Here is a 17664-nt window from a genome sequence, read left to right as displayed (position 1 = left end):
CATGTGTGGAATTGTCGGGGTGCTTGGCACCCATGAAGTCGCGCCCATTCTTGTAGAGTCGTTAAAACGGCTGGAATATCGCGGCTATGACAGCGCTGGCCTTGCCACGCTGAACAACGGCAAACTTGACCGTCGTCGCGCCTTGGGCAAGCTGGTCAACCTCTCCGACGCGCTGGTGCATGAGCCGCTGGCGGGCAAGTCCGGCATCGGCCACACCCGCTGGGCCACCCATGGCGCGCCGAGCGTGACCAACGCCCACCCGCATCAGGCCGGGCCGGTGGCCGTGGTGCACAACGGGATCATCGAAAACTTCCGCGAACTGCGGGCAGAGCTGGCCGAACATGGCGCGCATTTCGTGACCGAGACCGATACCGAAACCGTCGCCCTGCTGACCCAGCATCATATGGCGCGGGGCGCAGGCCCGGTGGAGGCCGCCAAACAGACCCTCGCCCGCCTCGAAGGCGCCTTTGCGCTGGCATTCCTGTTCGACGGGCACGAAGACCTGATGATCGCCGCGCGCAAGGGTTCGCCCTTGGCCATCGGCTATGGTGAGGGTGAGATGTATGTGGGCAGCGATGCCATCGCACTGGCCCCGCTGACCAACCGGATTGCCTATCTCGAAGAGGGGGATTGCGCCGTCCTCACCCGCACGTCGGTGGAGATCACCGACCGCAACGGGGCGCTGGCCAACCGCGCGATCAAATCCGTGCAGATCGACAGCACCCGCATCGACAAGGCCGGGCACAAACACTTCATGGCCAAAGAGATCGCCGAGCAACCCGGCGTGATCGGCGCGGCCATCGGCCACTACCTGACCCCCGAAGGCGAGATCAACATCAGCGCGCAGGATATTGATTTCACGCAGTTTGATCGGATCGTCATGGTGGCGTGCGGCACTGCTTCCTATGCCTGTTTCACCGCGAAATACTGGTTTGAACAGATCGCGCGCCTGCCGGTCGAAGTCGATGTCGCCTCGGAATTCCGCTACCGCGAGCCGCCGATCCCGCCGCGTACGCTGGCGGTTTTCGTCAGCCAATCAGGGGAAACCGCAGATACGCTGGCCGCCCTGCGCTATTGCGAGGGCAAGGCCGCGCGCATCCTTTCGGTCGTCAACGTGCCCGAAAGCTCCATCGCCCGCGAAAGCGATCTGGCCTTGCCGATCCATGCCGGTGTCGAGGTTGGCGTCGCCTCAACCAAAGCCTTCACCTGCCAATTGGTCGTGCTCTTTGCGCTGGTTCTCAAGGCCGCCCGGGACCGCGACGCGATCAGCCCCGAGACATTCGCCGATCATATCTCAAGCCTGCGGGGGCTGCCCGCGATCATCAGCACGGCGCTTGAACGAAACGACACGATGCAGGAAGCCGCGCTCAAGCTCTCCCATGCCCGTGACGTGCTGTTCCTTGGCCGGGGTCAGATGTACCCCCTCGCCCTTGAAGGTGCATTGAAACTTAAAGAAATCAGCTACATCCACGCCGAAGCTTATGCATCAGGTGAATTGAAGCACGGCCCCATCGCACTGGTGGATGAGCATGTGCCGGTGGTCGTCATGGCCCCGCGGGACGCGCTCTTCGACAAGACCGTCAGCAACATGCAAGAGGTCATGGCGCGCAAGGGCAAGGTGATCCTGATCTCAGACTCCAAAGGGCAGGCCGAAGCCAATGAAGGCGTCTGGTTCAGCATCGAAATGCCCCCCGTCCCGGATGCACTGGCCCCGATCCTCTATGCGGTTCCGGCGCAGTTGCTGGCCTATCACACCGCCGTGGCGAAAGGCACGGATGTGGACCAGCCGCGCAATCTGGCGAAATCGGTGACGGTAGAATGAATTTGGAAACCGCCCTTGAGGACCTCGAAGCGCAGGCCAACCCGGCCCGCGCCGAAGAGATGCGCGCCTATCACAAAGCCGACCGGCGCTACCTTGGCCTCACCAATCCGCAGATCGCGGAGCTTGCCCAGACTTGGCGCGATGCGCTCGATGTTGAGGGCCGTGTCGCCCTTGCCGACGCCCTGTGGCAGTCGGATATTTTTGAGGCGCGCGTCGCGGCAGCCAAGCTGCTGACCCAAGCGCGACTGCGCCCCGACGATCAAGCCGCATGGGCGTTGATCGCAAGCTGGACCGCGGATTTCGACAGTTGGGCGATTGCCGATCATGCCAGCATGGCCGCGCAGAAACGTCTGGTGGCCGATCCGACACGTCTGGACGAAGTGGAAGGCTGGGTCGCCTCCGATCACCTCTGGACGCGGCGGGCGGCTTTGGTCTCGACCTTGCCATGGACCAAGCAGAACAATCCTAAGCCCGAGGAACTCGAAACCCGCGACCGCATCCTTGGCTGGGCCGCGACGATGGTGCCGGATCACCGTTGGTTCATCCAAAAGTCGATCGGTTGGTGGCTGCGCGACCTGTCGAAACACGATCCCGAGCGCACCCGCGCCTTTGTCGCCACCCATGGGGAGGCGATGAAACCTTTCGCGGTGAAAGAAGCGCTGCGCCTGCTGAAAAAGTCAGACGGCGCAGGCTGACCCCGCGCCCTAGCCTTCGGTCGAGACTTCGACCGTGGTGAGGTCAGTCAGGGAGGCGCCGATCAAACGCAAAGCGGGCAGCGACATGCGGCTGCCTGCGGTTGCAGGCCCCTCCAGCGGGATCAGGGTCACGGCGGCCGATTTGCCCGTTGCGGGGTTGGTCACCCGGCCCGTCTGTTCAGCATCAACCAGAGGTGTTTTCAACCACAGGCCCGGCTCAGTCGCGCTGCCCAGACTGACCACTGTTGTCCCCAAGGCGGCACCGGTGCTGGCGGGCGCGCGGGTGGCTGCTTCGCGCTCGGCGGCGGTGGTTGTATCAAGCGCCTCGGCACTGCTGCCCCCGGTGGCGATTGGAGAGGCGGCGGGCGGCGTCGCAGCGGCCGACGTGGTCGCGGTTGCGGCCTCTGCCGAGGCTTCGGTCGGGGTTTCTGTCGGGGCGGATGCGGCCGCAGGCTCGGACTGGGAGGCATCCATGCCGAAACGGTCCGACAGGGTGCTGCAGCCTGCCGTGGCGGCGACGATGAAAAGCGGTAAGATAATACGTGTCATCCGCGCAGCCTATCCGCGCCCTGCCCCCTTATCAATCGTCCAAATGCCGCTTGCCCCGCAGTGGGCGGGGCATTACCTATGAGGCATGACAGCACCCCTTATCGACCCCTTCATGCGCGCAATCACCTACCTGCGCGTCTCCGTCACTGACCGCTGCGATTTTCGCTGTGTCTATTGCATGTCGGAAAACATGACGTTCCTGCCCAAGAAGGAATTGCTGACGCTGGAGGAGTTGGACCGCCTGTGCAGCAACTTCGTCAACCTCGGCGTCGAAAAGCTGCGCATCACCGGTGGCGAGCCACTGGTCCGGCGCGGCATCATGACCTTCTTCGACGGCATGAAGCGCCACCTCGACAGTGGCAAGCTGAAGGAGCTGACGCTGACCACCAATGGCAGCCAGCTCGAACGCTTTGCAGATGATCTCTATGCCGCGGGCGTGCGGCGGGTGAACGTCTCTCTCGACACGCTGGACGAGCAGAAATTCGCGGACATCACCCGCTGGGGCCGCCTGCCGCAGGTGCTGCGCGGGATCGACGCGGCGCAGCGCGCGGGCCTGAAGATCAAGATCAACGCCGTGGCGCTCAAAGGTTTTAACGAACCCGAACTGCCGCGCATCACCGAATGGTGCGCCGAGCGTGGGATTGATCTGACATGGATCGAAGTCATGCCGATGGGCGATCTGGGCAACGAAGACCGATTTGGTCAGTTCTGGTCCCTGAAGGACGTGCGCGCGCGCTATGCCGAACATTATACCGTTACTGATCTGGCCGAGCGGACCGGCGGCCCCGCCCGCTATGTGCGGCTCGAAGAGACGGGTCAGAAAATCGGCTTCATCACCCCGCTGAGCCATAATTTCTGCGAAAGCTGCAACCGCGTGCGGGTCACCTGCACCGGTGAGATTTTCATGTGTCTGGGCCAAGAAGACGTGGCCGATCTGCGTGCTCCGCTGCGCGATCACCCCGATACGGATGTCCCGCTGCAAGAGGCGATCCGCGCGGCGATCGACCGCAAGCCAAAGGGGCATGATTTCGACTATTCGCGCCAGCGTGTCGACGGGCAGATGCCGCGCCACATGAGCCACACGGGCGGCTGAGCCCGATGACCACGCCGTTCCTCTACCGGGCATGGGTCGCGGCAAGCACTGTGATGCTGCCCATCGCAGGACGGCAGTCCATGGCCAAGCTGCGCCGGGCCGAGGTTGAGCCGAAACGCGCGCGCGAAAAGCTCGGCCACGCCAGCCAGCCGCGCCCCGAGGGGCCGCTGATCTGGTTTCACGCCGCCTCTGTCGGGGAAAGCCTGTCGGTTCTGGCGCTGATTGATCGGATGGGCCGCGCGCTGCCACAGGCGCATTTCCTCATCACCTCCGGCACCGCGACCTCGGCCCGGCTTGTGGACCGCCGCCTGCCGCCGCGCAGCCGACATCAATTTGCCCCGCTCGACGCCCCCGGTCCGCTAAAGCGGTTCCTCAATCATTGGCGGCCCGACGCGGCGCTTTTCGTCGAGAGCGAGCTTTGGCCGCAGATGCTGCGGCGGACCCATGCGCGTGGCACGCCATTGGCGCTGATCAATGCGCGCCTCTCGCAACGCTCTATCGAACGCTGGCAGAAACAGCCCGCGCTGGCGGGGTTTCTCTTTGGTGTGTTTGACCTGATCCTGACGCAGAATGACGCGATGGCGCGGGCCATGACCACCATCAACGCCCCCGCCGATCGGGTCGCTCCGGGGATCAACCTCAAGTCTATGGCAGGCCCCCTGCCGCAGGACGATGACACCATCGCGCAGGCCCGTGCAGCCTTGGGCGACCGCCCCGTCTGGATCGCCTCCTCGACCCATCCGGGCGAGGAGAAAGCGGTATTAGAGGCGCATCGGCAACTGCTTGAACGGGTCCCTGACCTGTGTCTGATCCTTGTCCCCCGCCACCCGGAACGCGGGGACGAGGTGGCCGGCCTCATCGCCAGCGTCGGACTGACCCATGGCCGTCGGACGCGGGGCGATATGCCGCGTGAGCAGGTCTATCTGGCCGACACATTGGGCGAGTTGGGCACTTGGTACGCGCTGTCTGACATCGTCTTTCTGGGCGGATCGCTACACCCGATTGGGGGGCATAACCCCTATGAGGTCGCACAGGCCGGGGCGATGGTGCTTTCGGGCACCCATGTCGCCAATTTCGCCGAGACCTTTGCCGAGATGGAGGCCGCGGGCGCTGCGCGTCTGGTGGCGGGCACGCAGGATTTGGCGGACCGTGTGGCGGATCTTTTGCGCAACGATATCGCCCGCGCCAGCGGTGTGGCCGCGTCGAAAACCTATGCCGCAGCGCAGACCGACAAACTCGACAGTATTGCCGAGCGGCTGATCACGGCCCTGCGCCTGCGAAAGGACAGCGCCGATGCCTGAGCTTTTCGTCACCAACTACAACCGCAATTTCACCGGGGTCTCGGCCACGGCGGCCAATGTGGTGCGCCAACAGGTTAATCGGCACGAGTTGGTGTTGGTGGGCCAACCCCTGCCCGGCTGCCCGGTGCCGCTGACCCGTGCCGCCGCGGGGCGGATCACCCGAAAACATCCCCCCCAGGACCGCCCCTTCGCCATCTGGCACGTCCGCCGCAACCCCGAGATGCGCAGCGCACTTTGGCTGCGCGATGTGCGCGGGGCGAATATCCGGATTGTCTTCACCTCTGCCGCGCAGCGCCTGCATTCAGCCTATCCACGCTGGCTGATCCGGCAAATGGATGCAGTCATCGCCACGACCGAACGCGCGGCAGAGTTCGTGCCCCATGTCCGCGCCGTGGTGCCGCATGGGGTGGACACCGATGTCTTCTCTCCCGCCACCAACCGCGGCGCCGCTTGGGAGCAATTGGGCTTTGGCGGCACCCATGGCATCGCCACTGTGGGGCGCATACGGCCCGAGAAAGGCACCGACCTTTTCGTGGAGGCGATGCTGCGCTTGCTGCCCGAACGCCCCGGCGCGGTGGCGCTGGTGATTGGCCGCGCGGGCGGCAAACATGAGGCGTTTCTGACCAAGCTCAAGGCGCAGGTCGAGGCGGCGGGCCTCGCGGAGCGGCTGCTTTTCGTGGGCGAATACCCGGCCGCCGACCTGCCCAAACTGATGCGCGCGCTGTCGCTGGTGGTGCAACTGCCGCGCTACGAGGGCTATGGCATGGTCCCGCTCGAAGCGCTGGCCTCGGGCGTGCCCTTCGTGGGCAGCGATGCGGGATATTACGGCGCTTTTTCGAATGGTGGCCGTGTCGGCAAGGTCGTGCCGCTTGGCGCGGCGGAGGCTGCGGCCCAAGCCGCGCTCTCCCTGCTTGAGCGAGAGGACCAAGCCGCGCTGTCAGAGGCCGCGCGCCACTGGGCCGAACACCGCTTTAGCGCGCGGGCCGAGGCCGATGGGATCGAAGCCGTCTATAACGCGCTTTGGGAACGCGGCTAGGCCCACCAAGGAAAAACGCGCCCCCGAAGGAGGCGCGCTAGGATCGTTACCGATTGCGGAATCAGGCCGCTGGCATCCGCTGCTCGACGATACCCGCCCACCAGCTACAGCCTGCCGGGATGGCCTCATCGTTGAAGTTATACTCCGGATGGTGCACCGCCGCCGTGTCACCGTTGCCGACCAGAATATAGGCACCGGGGCGTTCTTCGAGCATGAAGGCGAAGTCTTCCCCCCCCATGACCAGCGGCGCCTCGACGCAATCGCCCGAGATTGAGCGTGCCACATCGGCGGCGAACTCGGTCTGCTCTTCGTGGTTCACCATGACCGGGTATCCGCGGTGGTAGGTCACATCCGCTGTGCCGCCAAAGGTGGCCGCGATGCCGTTGCAAATCTCGTTGATCCGCTTTTCGGCAAGGCTGCGCATATCCGCCGACATCGTGCGCACGGTGCCTTTCATCTGCACCCGTTGCGGGATCACGTTGAAGGCTTTGGAAGATGTCTCAAAAGCGGTGACCGAGACGACGATCTGCTCCACCGGGTCGGCATTGCGCGCGGTGATGGTTTGCAGCGCCAGCACGGCCTGCGCGGCCATCACGGTTGTGTCGACGGTCTCATGCGGCTTTGCGGCATGGCCGCCGCGGCCCTCAAAGGTGATGTCGAACTGATCCGTGGCAGCAAAGAAAGACCCCGGGCGGATGCCGAAAGAGCCCGTGGGCATGCCCGGCCAGTTGTGCATCCCATAGACTTCTTGGATGCCAAAACGGTCCATCATACCGTCCTCGCACATCTCACGGCCACCGCCGCCGCCCTCTTCGGCGGGCTGGAAGATCACCACGACGGTGCCGTCGAAATTGCGGGTCTCGGCTAGATATTGCGCCGCCCCCAGCAGCATGGCGGTGTGGCCGTCATGGCCGCAGGCATGCATCGCGCCATCGGTCTTAGAGGCGTACTCTAGCCCGGTCTGTTCGTGGATCGGCAGCGCGTCCATGTCGGCGCGCAGCCCGATGACCTTGCCCGATCCGGTTTCCTTACCCTTGATCACGCCGACGACGCCGGTGCGGCCAATGCCCTCGACGACCTCGTCACAGCCGAAGCTGCGCAGCTTCTCGGCCACGGTGGCCGAGGTGCGGTGCGTCTCAAAGAGGATTTCGGGGTTTTCATGCAGATCGCGGCGCCATGCGGTGATGTCGTCATGCAGCTCGGCAAATCGGTTCTTAACGGCCATTTGGGAAGTATCCTCCGGAGTTGGGTTGGCGCTGATTTTCATGCAGTCGCATTTATCTGCCCCATGCTTACGCCCTTGCCAGCCGGTCCTCAACCACCTGCGCGAACCACGAGCAGCCTGCCGGGATTGCGGCGTCGTCAAAGTCATATGCCGGGTGGTGTACCGTCGCCCCATCGCCATTGCCGATCATAATGTAGGCACCTGGTCGCGCATTGAGCATATATGAAAAATCCTCCCCCGCCATGATGGGCGGGGTGTCGCGGTCGGTGCCGGGGGTGATCTTGTCGGCAGCCTCGGCGGCATAGCGGGTGTGGTCGCTGTGGTTCCGGGTGACGGGATAGCCGCGCTGATAGTCGATCTCGGCCTTGCACTGATGCGCCTCCGCCGTCAGGCGGGTGAGGTCGTGCAGGCGCTGCTCGGCCAAATCCTGCACCGCGGGGTCGAGCGTACGCACCGTGCCGCGCAAGATCACCTGATGCGGCAGGACGTTGTGGCTTTCGGTATCGCTGCGCAGGGTGCAGACCGAGACGACGACCTGTTTCAGCGGGTCGGTGTTGCGGCTGGCGATGGATTGCAGCGCGATCAACACATGGGCGGCGGCGAGGTTGGTGTCGATGGCCTCATGCGGGGCCGCGGCATGGCCGCCCTGCCCGGTCAGCGTGATGTTAAACTCATCCGCCGCGGCCAGCAGCGCCCCCTCGCGGATTGCGAAATGCCCGGTGGGGTGGCCGGGCATATTATGCATGCCGTAGACCTCATCAATGCTCCAACGGTCCATCAGCCCCTCTTGCACCATGACATTGCCACCGGCGCCGCCCTCCTCGGCGGGTTGGAAGATCAGCACCACGCGGCCATCGAAATTGCGCGTCTCGGCGAGGTATTGCGCGGCACCCAGCAGCATCGCCGTATGGCCGTCATGGCCGCAGGCATGCATTTTGCCGGGGGTCTTGGAGGCATGGGGCAGCCCCGTTGCTTCCATGATCGGCAGCGCATCCATATCGGCGCGCAGCCCAATCGTGCGGTTTAAGCGATTGCTCTGCCCCTCGATCACCGCGACCACGCCGGTCTGCGCGATGCCGGTGGTGATGTCGGTGATGCCAAAGCTGCGCAGCTTGTCTTCCACAAATTTCGAGGTTTCGGGCAGGTCGAACAGCAGTTCGGGGTGCTGATGCAGGTGGCGGCGCCATGCGGTGATCTCGGCGTGGGTCTCGGCGAAACGGTTCTTAATCGGCATGGGCTATGTCCTTTGAAACAATGAGGTTAAAGCGCCGGACCGGGGCGGATGGGCGTGCCATCACTGAACCGGTCGGCGCGAAATCTGCTTAGATCATGCCCCGGCGCATCGCCCATGACCAGTGCGGCCAGCACCCGCCCTATGCCCGGCCCGATGCCAAAGCCGTGGCCCGACATGCCGGTGCCAATGACGAGGCCCGGAATTTGGGCGCAACTGTCCACCACGGGTACGATATCAGGCATTGTGTCGATCATGCCCGCCCATGAATTGCGCGCCGTGATCGGTGGTAGACCGGGATAAAGCGCAGCGAACTGCTTGATCGTGCGGCGCAACCGGCGGTGATCAGGGGCGGGATCAAGGATGCGCATCGCCTCAAAGGGGCTGACACTGTCCGCGGCCCATTGGCGCGGGGTGCGCCATGCGTCAGGAAAGCCCTTAGGCGCAGAGATCCGCAGCTGCTGGCCAAAGGGGGTGGCGCGCAGTTGTGGCAGGTAGTGACGCAGGGCGCGGAAGGCATCGGGCCCGACATAGAGGTCGGGCGCCGCCCCCGGAGCCAGCGTATAGCCCCCATCGGCGCGGCGGCGAAAGGCCAGCCCGGCTTCGGCCACGGCCCCGGCGTGCACCTCGGGCAGCACATTGGTCGCCACCACGCTTTCGCGTACGGATAGCTGCGGCAGGGTGACGCCATGCGCGCGCAGGAAAAGCGCCGACCATGCCCCGCCCGCCAGCACCACCGATGTCGTGCGGATCGCCCCCGCTTCGGTGCTCACCCCCGCCACGCGGCCCGCGGCGAGGTCGAGCTTGCGCACCGCGCAGTTCTCGATGATGCGCACGCCCTCTTTGACGGCCAAGGTGGCCAGCGCTGGCACCGCGACCCAAGGTTCGGCCCGCATGTCGGAGGGGGTGATCAACGCCCCGGTGTAGCCTTTGCTCAACCCCGGAAAAGCCGCAGCCACCTCGCCCGCGTCCATCAACCGGCTGTCGATCCCATTCACCTTGGCGTGGGGCAGCCAGTCTGCGTAGACCTGCATCTTGGCGTCCGAGCTTGCCAGATAGGTCACGCCGGTCTGTTTCAGCCCGATGTCGCGGTCGAGCTCTGGGGCCAGTTCGCGCCAAAGCCGCGCGGCTTCGACCATGATCGGCAACTCATCTGGGTCGCGCCCTTGTTGGCGGATCCAGCCCCAGTTGCGGCTGGATTGTTCAGCGGCAATGCGGCCCTTTTCGAGCAGCGTCACCTGTTTGCCCGCCCGCGCCAGAAACAGGGCAGTGCAGACGCCGATCACGCCACCGCCGATCACCACCACCTCGCTGTCGCGCGGCGGGGTGCGGGGATAGCTGGCAGGGGTGGCAAGGGTGATAGGAAAAACGGACATGCGAACCCCGGAGGCTGGGGCCGCGCGGCTGCACCGGGCGGCCGTGGAAAGGACAGGCCCCCGGAGGGGGGCTTGCCTCGGGTCTGTCAGGGATGGCTCAGCCCTGCAAGCGGGTCAGCAGCCGGCGCATGAAGTCGTGACCGGCCTCGAATTGCGCCACGTCGATGAATTCGTTGGGCTGATGCGCCTGCGCGATGTCGCCCGGCCCGCAGATCACGGCGGAATAACCTGCTTCTTGGAACTGCCCGGCTTCGGTGCCGTAGCTCACTTTGTGGCTGGCATTGTCGCCGGTGATCTGGCGCACGATCTGCTCGGCCTCGCCGTCCTTTTCGGGCTGCAGCGCGGGCACGTCGAAACGGGTCGAGGTCTCGATATAGGTTTCGGGCACCACGTCCTGCATCTGCTTTTCGACCTCCCGCACTTTTTTAAGGTAGGCGGTGCCCCATTTGTCTTTGTCTTCACCCGGAACCACGCGGAAATCCATGGCGAATTTGCAGTCCTTAGCGGTGATGTTGTGGGCCGTGCCGCCTTCGATCACGCCGACATGGGCAGTGGTGAAGGGCGGGTCGAACATCGCCGCTGTCTCGGTCGGTTTGGCGGCCATGTTGTCGCTGTTTACGTCGTTGGCCCATTCGATGAGCTTGGCACCCGCCATGATCGCGTTGACCCCGGTATGCAAGAGCGAGGAATGCACCTCGAAGCCCACGAGGTGCGTGTTAAAGCCAATGCCGCCCTTGTGGCCGGTCACCGCCTGCATGGTCGAAGGCTCGCCCACGATGACCGCCGAGCCCTTGGGCACCACGCCCTGCATCGCTTGGATCATCGGCGGAGCGCCGGTGCAGCCGATCTCTTCGTCAAAGCTGAGCGCGATCTGTAGGGGGCGTTTCACTTCTGCATAATGCGCCTCGACCAAAGCCCAGATCGCCAGCGCGTCAAAGCCCTTCATGTCGCAGGTGCCCCGGCCATAATAGCGGCCGTCTTTCTCGGTCACGGTGAAAGGGTCGGTGTCCCATGCCTGCCCGTCGACCGGCACCACATCGGTATGGCCCGAGAGGACGACGGCCCCCTCCTCCCACGGGCCCGCATGGGCGAAAAGCGCATGTTTGGGCTGATCAGGATCGATGTAGCGGTGGCTCTCGATCCCGTGGGCAGCGAGGTACTCGGCCACCCAGTCGATCAGCGGGATGTTGGTGTCCCGCGACACGGTGGGGAAGCTGATGAGTTTGGTCATCAACTCAAGCGGGGTCAGGCGTTCGGTCATTGGTGTTCTTTCAATAGCCACTGTCGGTGGTCAGCACATGGTGCCCCGGCTCCACCTCGCGGTAGACCGAAGGCTCGGCCCGATAGCTGACAGGGTGGATCGGCGAGGGAATCGGTTTGAAGTTCAGGTCCTTCTCGGACTTGCGCCGGCGTGGATCGGCGATCGGCACGGCCTTCATCAGCGCTTGGGTATAGGGGTGCTGCGGGTTCTCAAACACCCGCTGGCGCGAGCCCATCTCGACGATGCGCCCCAGATACATGACGCCGACGTAGTGGCTCACCCGCTCCACCACCGCCATGTCGTGGCTGATGAAGAGGAAAGAGAGTTCCATTTCGGCCTGAAGCTCCATCATCAGGTTCAAGACCTGTGCCTGCACAGACACGTCGAGGGCCGAGACCGCCTCATCCGCAATGATCAGCTTGGGGTTCAGGGCAAGCGCGCGGGCGATGGCGACGCGCTGGCGCTGGCCGCCCGAGAGCTCATGCGGGAAGCGCCGCATGAAGCTGCGCGGCAGTTCCACCCGGTCAAAGAGCATCTCAACGCGTTTGGTGATCTCCGCCCCTTTGAGGGTGGCGAAGTTATGGATCGGCTCGGCCACCTGATCGGAAAGCTGCATCTGCGGGTTCAGCGAGGCAAAGGGGTCTTGAAAGATCATCTGCATATCAAGCCGCGCGGTGCGCAGGGCGTTTTGATCCAGCGACATGATATCGACGCCGTCGAGGTTCACTTCGCCCGACATCGGTTCCACCAGACGCAAAATCGACCGGCCCGCCGTGGATTTGCCACAGCCCGATTCGCCAACGAGGCTTAGCGTCTGGCCCTTGTTGAGCGTAAACGACAGATCCTCTACCGCGTGGACGTTGGCGACGGTGCGGCGCAGGAAACCGCCCTGCACTGGAAAGCGCGTGGTCAGGTTCTTGACCGAAAGGAGCACCTCTTCGCGGCCCTTGATCGGCAGGATTTCCTTGTCTTCCGAACCCAGCAGCTTCATCGGCTCCGGGTAGGGCTTGCCCGTCATTTCGCCGAGTTTGGGCACGGCGGCCAGCAGCGCCTTGGTATAGGGGTGTTTGGGGTTTTCAAAGATTTCTTCGACCGTGCCCTCTTCGACCTTTTTCCCGCGGAACATGACGACGACACGGTCGGCCATCTGCGCCACCACGGCCATGTCATGGGTGATGAACATCACCGCCGTCCCGGTCTCGCGCTTCAAGCGGTCCATCAAGGCGAGAATCTCGGCCTGAATGGTCACGTCAAGCGCCGTGGTGGGCTCATCCGCGATCAAGAGGCGCGGCTCGCAAGCCAGCGCCATGGCGATCACCACGCGCTGGCGCATGCCGCCCGACAGCTCATGCGGATATTGCTTCAGCCGCCGCTCCGGCTCGGGGATGCGGACCTGTTTCATCAGTTCCAGCGCGCGGGCTTCGGCCTCTTTACGCGACATGTTCAGATGCAGGCGCAGACCTTCGGTCATCTGCTTGCCGATGGTGAAGACGGGGTTCAGCGCGGTCATCGGCTCCTGGAAGATCATGCCGATCTCATTGCCGCGGATTTTGCGCATGAGGCTACCGCTGCTGGCCGCCAGATCGACCTGCCCCTTTTCACCACGCTCAAAAAGAAGGCGCCCGCCTGCAATTTCACCGCCGCCGTATTCAACCAGCCGCATCAGCGACAGCGAAGACACCGATTTGCCCGATCCCGATTCCCCGACAACGCAAACCGTCTCACCGGGGTTGATGTCGAAACTGACATCTTCGACGCCGACAACGGGGCCATCTTTGGTTTGAAATTCGACGCGCAGGCCCTGAATTTGGGCGATTGGCGCTCCGTTTGCGTGATCCAGCATCTGTTTCCCTGTTGTTTTTATTGGCGCAGATTTTGCCCGACGCTACGGCGAATGTCATGAGACTGTCAAACCTGACGCGAAGAGTTCGAGCTTTGTCATATTTGCGCCATGTCCGCCCTTGCAATTTTCGGGAAACCTGTTTCGATATGGCCCATGCGGTTTGGAAAGAATGCTTCGATCACAGGTTGAATATTGCTTTTTTTGTTATGTTTAGCTGGTGAAGCTCATGTTCTTTCTGGGGCGACAGCAACAAGGCGGGGGCAATCCCGTCGACAAAAAGCGGCACGCCCACGTGTCCAACATGGAGTAAGTTATGAAATTGAAGACCCTATTGATGGGGGCTGTCGCATCGACTGCGTTTGCCCCTATGGCCTTTGCTGAAGCCCATGAGGGCGAGCGTGGCCGCGACGGCGAAGTCAAAATCATCTATTGGCAGGCGCCTTCGATCCTGAACCCCTATCTGTCGAGCGGCACAAAAGACGTCGAAGCCTCCTCGCTGGTCCTCGAACCACTTGGCCGCTACGACCAGAACGGCGCGCTGGTGCCCTATCTGGCAACCGAGATTCCGACGCTGGAAAACGGCGGCGTGAGCGAAGACCTCAAGACCATCACATGGAAGCTGAAAGATGGGCTGATGTGGTCCGACGGCAGCCCCGTCACCGCCAATGACGTCAAATTCACCGCCGATTACTGCATGAACCCCGAAGGCGGCTGCGCACAGTTGGCCAAATTCGAAGGTGTCTCCTCGGTTGATGTGGTCGACGACCAGACGGTCAAGGTTACCTTCTCCGAGCCGATGCCAAACCCCTACGGCCCCTTCATGGGCGGCCAGTCCCCGATCATTCAGGCGGCGCAGTTTGCCGATTGTACCGGCGCCAAAGCGCCCGAGTGCACCGAAGCGAACTTTAACCCCATCGGCACCGGCCCCTTCACCGTCACTGAGTTCCGCCCGAACGATGTGATCACCATGGCCGCGAACGAAAATTACCGCGACCCGAGCAAGCCTGCCTTTGCCTCGCTGACCTTCAAAGGTGGCGGCGACGCGACAGCGGCGGGCCGTGCCGTGATGGAAACCGGTGAGTTCGACTATGCGTGGAACCTGCAATTGGCCCCCGATGTCATCGCCAAGATGGCCGAAGGCGGCAAAGGCAAGCCAATGTCGGCTTTCGGCACGCTGGTTGAGCGTCTGGAACTGAACATGACAGACCCCTCCCCGGACCTGCCGGAAGGTGAACGCGCCACAGCCAAGCACCCGCATCCCTTCCTCACCGATGAGAGCGTCCGCCGGGCACTGTCGATGGCGATTGACCGCGAACTGCTGGTCGAAGTCGGCTACGGCCAAGCGGGCCGCGCCACCTGTAACATGGTGCCAGCACCTGAGCTTTACGCCTCCGACAACACCGACTGCCTGACCCAAGACATCGAAGGCGCCAAGGCGCTTTTGGACGAAGCGGGCTGGGTTGACAGCGATGGCGACGGCATCCGCGAAAAAGACGGCGTGAAGCTGGAAATCCTTTACCAGACCTCGACCAACGCCGTGCGTCAGGACTTCCAAGCGCTGATCAAGGATTGGTGGAGCCAGATCGGTGTTGAAACCGAATTGCGCAACATCGACTCTTCGGTCTTCTTTGGGGGTGATCCCGGTTCGACGGACACATTCCAGCGTTTCTATGCAGACGTTGAAATGTACGCCAACAACTTCGACGGCACCGACCCGCAAAGCTACCTCGCTCAGCGGACCTGCGCCAAATTCCCAAGCCCGGAATCGCAGTGGCAGGGTGAGAACATCAACCGTTTCTGCGAAGAAGAGTATGATGCCATGGTGGCCGAACTGGGCCGCACCGGCGAAATGGAAAAGCGTGGCGAACTGGCCAAAAAGCTGAACGACATGCTGACCAAAGACAGCTACTCGATCCTGCCGCTGGTTGACCGTGGTCGCGTCTCTGCTGCAGCCAACACCCTTGGTGGCGTTGTTCTGAACACTTGGGACTCCGAACTGTGGAATGCCGCCGATTGGTACCGCATGGAAGAGTGATCTAGGACGGAGGCGCGGCATGCTGCGCCTCCCTTCACCGACCTTTGGGGGGTGTGCGCCATCCGCACGCCCCCCTCTCGCCCCCACCCCCTCACAGACTGACCTACAAAGGCGACGCCCATGTTGACCTTCACCATCCGACGACTTCTTTTGTCGATCCCGACGCTTTTGTTTATCAGCCTGGTGATTTTCCTGCTGCTGCAACTCGCCCCCGGCGACCCGATGGCCCAAGTGCCGCTGACGGTCCCGCCCGAGGTGAAAGAGAAAATGCGCGAGGCGCTCGGCCTCGGCCAGCCGATCTATATCCAATATTGGAAATGGCTCGTGCAGGTCTTTTGGATCGAGCCGCAGGTTTTCATCGACTACCTGACCAACCGTTCTGCCCTGTTTAGCTGGCTGCCCGACACCAACCTTTCGGACGGCAAGCTGCGCGTGATCTCTTGGCAGACCCGTTCGCCTGTGATGGACATCGTGATCCAGCGCATGCCGCAGACCCTCTGGGTTGTCGGGCTGGCCTATATCGTGGGCATCGTCATTGCCATTCCGATCGGCATCTATTCGGCCTACCGTCACTATTCGGTCTTCGATCAGGCTGGGACGTTCATCACCATGATCGGCTTCTCGATCCCGCCCTTCTTTACCGGGCCTCTGCTGATCGTGATCTTCTCGGTCTCGCTGGGGTGGCTGCCGTCGATCTATGACACGACCCATGTCGTGAACGACTGGGAAAGCTTCAAGGTGCAGTTCTTTCAGATGATCATGCCGGTGATGGTGCTGGCGCTGCAAACCACAGCGCAGATCAGCCGCTACATGCGCGGTGCCATGCTCGACAACCTCAACCAAGACTACGTGCGCACCGCTCGCGCCAAGGGGCTGAAGGAAAGCGTTGTCGTCATGGTCCATGTCCTGCGCAACTCGATGATCCCGGTGGTCACCATCATCGCGCTTGGCATGCCCGCCATCTTTGGCGGCGCCATCATCACCGAGAACGTATTTAAGGTGAATGGCATCGGCCAGCTTCTGTTGACCGCGCTGCGTGCCAACGATCTGCCCATGGTGATGACCCTGACCTTTATCTTTGCTGTGTTGATCGTGCTGTTCAACCTGATCGCAGATATCCTCTACGGCCTGCTTGACCCAAGGATCCGTTATGACTGAGCAACCCATTCCCGCCAGCCCGGTCGAAGCCGACCTTGAGTTCATGAAGGCCCTGCAAGACAAGGGCCCGCAAAAGCCGCCGCGCAGCCAATGGCGCGATGTTTGGGACCAGTTCCGCAAACACAAGGGCGCGCTTTTCGGCGGCGGTTTCCTGATCTTCATCACGCTCGCGGTGATCTTTGGCCCCTATCTGTGGGACATCGACGCCAAGAAGCTCGACATTCGCAACAAGAATTGGCGGCCGATCTATACGCTGCTGTGGGACGGCGATGCCAAGGCGGGGTGGAGCCATCCTTTCGGCACCGATCAGTTGGGCCGCGACATCCTTGCGCAGATGCTTTTTGGCGGGCGCGTGTCGATGGCCGTGGGCTGGATGGCCATGGCACTGGCGCTGATCATCGGCACGGCCGTCGGCGTGCTGTCGGGCTTTTTCAAGCGGATGGACTTCTGGCTCATGCGCTTTACCGATCTGATTCTCAGCCTGCCGATCCTGCCGCTGGTGCTTTTGGCGGTAACACTCTTCGGGCAACCGCTGCGCTCGCAGTTTGGGCCTGAGGGGGGCATGTTCATCCTGATCGTCTCGGTCATCAGCCTGACCTCTTGGATGCAGACGGCGCGGATCGTGCGGGGCGATATTCTGGCGCTGAAGGAACGTGAGTTCATCCTTGCCGCCCGCTCTATCGGCACCACGCCGGGCAAGATCATCCGCCGTCACCTGCTGCCCAACGTGATCTCGCCCATCATGGTGTCGGCCACCCTTGGCCTTGCCACGGCGATCATCACCGAAAGCGCGCTGAGCTTTCTGGGCGTCGGCTTTCCGTCGGACTTCCCCACATGGGGCAAACAACTGGCCGATGCAGTGGACCGCATGCAGGAGTTTCCCGAGCGCGTGATGCTGCCCGGCATCGCCATCTCGCTGACCGTGCTGGCGGTGAACTACCTTGGCGATGGTCTGCGCGACGCGCTCGATCCGCGCATTCGCGGACGCTGAGCCAAATAAGGACCGACCGGCCCCCGCCTATCGCGAGGGGGGCCGGTT

General features: G+C 63.0%; 14 protein-coding genes. 8 read left to right on the top strand and 6 right to left on the bottom strand.

The genetic code is table 11. The annotated features are described in order from the left end of the window. The first annotated feature begins 1 nt into the window (after position 1). Both glmS and J3456_RS03395 read left to right on the top strand, forming a co-directional pair. Positions 2-1822: a glutamine--fructose-6-phosphate transaminase (isomerizing) gene (gene glmS, locus J3456_RS03400; protein ID WP_349578901.1), complete on the top strand. Its 1821-nt coding sequence runs from the start codon at positions 2-4 to the stop codon at positions 1820-1822. Next, entirely contained in the window at positions 1819-2517 is a 699-nt protein-coding gene (locus tag J3456_RS03395) for a DNA alkylation repair protein (protein ID WP_349578900.1), read from the top strand. Before glmS ends, J3456_RS03395 begins: the two co-directional genes overlap by 4 nt. A 9-nt stretch (positions 2518-2526) precedes the next feature. On the opposite strand, the gene J3456_RS03390 is transcribed toward J3456_RS03395, so the two are convergent. Further along, the gene (locus J3456_RS03390) at positions 2527-3066 is read right to left on the bottom strand and encodes a hypothetical protein (RefSeq protein ID WP_349578899.1); all 540 of its coding nucleotides are present in this window, start codon (positions 3064-3066) and stop codon (positions 2527-2529) included. Positions 3067-3151: 85 nt separating this feature from the next. On the opposite strand from J3456_RS03390, the gene moaA reads away from it, so the two are divergent. Genes moaA through J3456_RS03375 form a run of 3 tightly spaced genes read left to right on the top strand, consistent with a single transcriptional unit; the run spans position 3152 to position 6496 of the window. Next, the gene (gene moaA / locus J3456_RS03385) at positions 3152-4159 is read left to right on the top strand and encodes a GTP 3',8-cyclase MoaA (RefSeq protein ID WP_259944909.1); all 1008 of its coding nucleotides are present in this window, start codon (positions 3152-3154) and stop codon (positions 4157-4159) included. A 5-nt stretch (positions 4160-4164) separates the two neighbouring features. Continuing rightward, a complete protein-coding gene (locus J3456_RS03380) occupies positions 4165-5460 on the top strand; it encodes a 3-deoxy-D-manno-octulosonic acid transferase (protein WP_349578898.1) in 1296 nt (431 codons plus the stop codon). Continuing rightward, on the top strand, positions 5453-6496 hold the full coding sequence (locus tag J3456_RS03375) for a glycosyltransferase family 4 protein (protein WP_349578897.1): 1044 nt from the start codon (positions 5453-5455) through the stop codon (positions 6494-6496). The genes J3456_RS03380 and J3456_RS03375 overlap by 8 nt, the downstream gene beginning before the upstream one ends. 61 nt (positions 6497-6557) lie before the next feature. Here J3456_RS03375 and J3456_RS03370 read toward each other — a convergent pair whose 3' ends face one another. From J3456_RS03370 to J3456_RS03350, 5 genes are all read right to left on the bottom strand, one after another. Further along, on the bottom strand, positions 6558-7721 hold the full coding sequence (locus tag J3456_RS03370; RefSeq protein ID WP_349578896.1) for a M20 aminoacylase family protein: 1164 nt from the start codon (positions 7719-7721) through the stop codon (positions 6558-6560). A gap of 67 nt (positions 7722-7788) precedes the next feature. Beyond that, on the bottom strand, positions 7789-8955 hold the full coding sequence (locus J3456_RS03365; RefSeq protein ID WP_349578895.1) for a M20 aminoacylase family protein: 1167 nt from the start codon (positions 8953-8955) through the stop codon (positions 7789-7791). 26 nt (positions 8956-8981) lie between these two features. Then, positions 8982-10328, bottom strand: coding sequence for an NAD(P)/FAD-dependent oxidoreductase (locus J3456_RS03360; RefSeq protein WP_349578893.1), 1347 nt, complete (start codon positions 10326-10328; stop codon positions 8982-8984). A gap of 97 nt (positions 10329-10425) precedes the next feature. Further along, a complete protein-coding gene (gene argE, locus J3456_RS03355) occupies positions 10426-11589 on the bottom strand; it encodes an acetylornithine deacetylase (RefSeq protein ID WP_349578891.1) in 1164 nt (387 codons plus the stop codon). A gap of 10 nt (positions 11590-11599) precedes the next feature. After that, on the bottom strand, positions 11600-13432 hold the full coding sequence (locus J3456_RS03350) for an ABC transporter ATP-binding protein (RefSeq protein WP_349578890.1): 1833 nt from the start codon (positions 13430-13432) through the stop codon (positions 11600-11602). Between the two features lie 313 nt (positions 13433-13745). Between J3456_RS03350 and J3456_RS03345 the strand changes: the two genes are divergently transcribed. The 3 genes from J3456_RS03345 (at position 13746) to J3456_RS03335 (ending at position 17616) form a co-directional block, all read left to right on the top strand. After that, on the top strand, positions 13746-15467 hold the full coding sequence (locus J3456_RS03345; RefSeq protein ID WP_349578889.1) for a peptide ABC transporter substrate-binding protein: 1722 nt from the start codon (positions 13746-13748) through the stop codon (positions 15465-15467). Between the two features lie 120 nt (positions 15468-15587). Next, positions 15588-16625, top strand: a complete 1038-nt coding sequence (locus tag J3456_RS03340; RefSeq protein WP_067630270.1) for an ABC transporter permease — start codon at positions 15588-15590, stop codon at positions 16623-16625. Continuing rightward, positions 16618-17616: an ABC transporter permease gene (locus J3456_RS03335; protein WP_067936889.1), complete on the top strand. Its 999-nt coding sequence runs from the start codon at positions 16618-16620 to the stop codon at positions 17614-17616. The genes J3456_RS03340 and J3456_RS03335 overlap by 8 nt, the downstream gene beginning before the upstream one ends. Positions 17617-17664 lie beyond the last annotated feature (48 nt).

This window comes from Sulfitobacter sp. NFXS29 (genome assembly GCF_040148765.1).
GTDB lineage: Bacteria > Pseudomonadota > Alphaproteobacteria > Rhodobacterales > Rhodobacteraceae > Sulfitobacter.
This window is presented reverse-complemented; position numbering and strand designations above follow the sequence as displayed.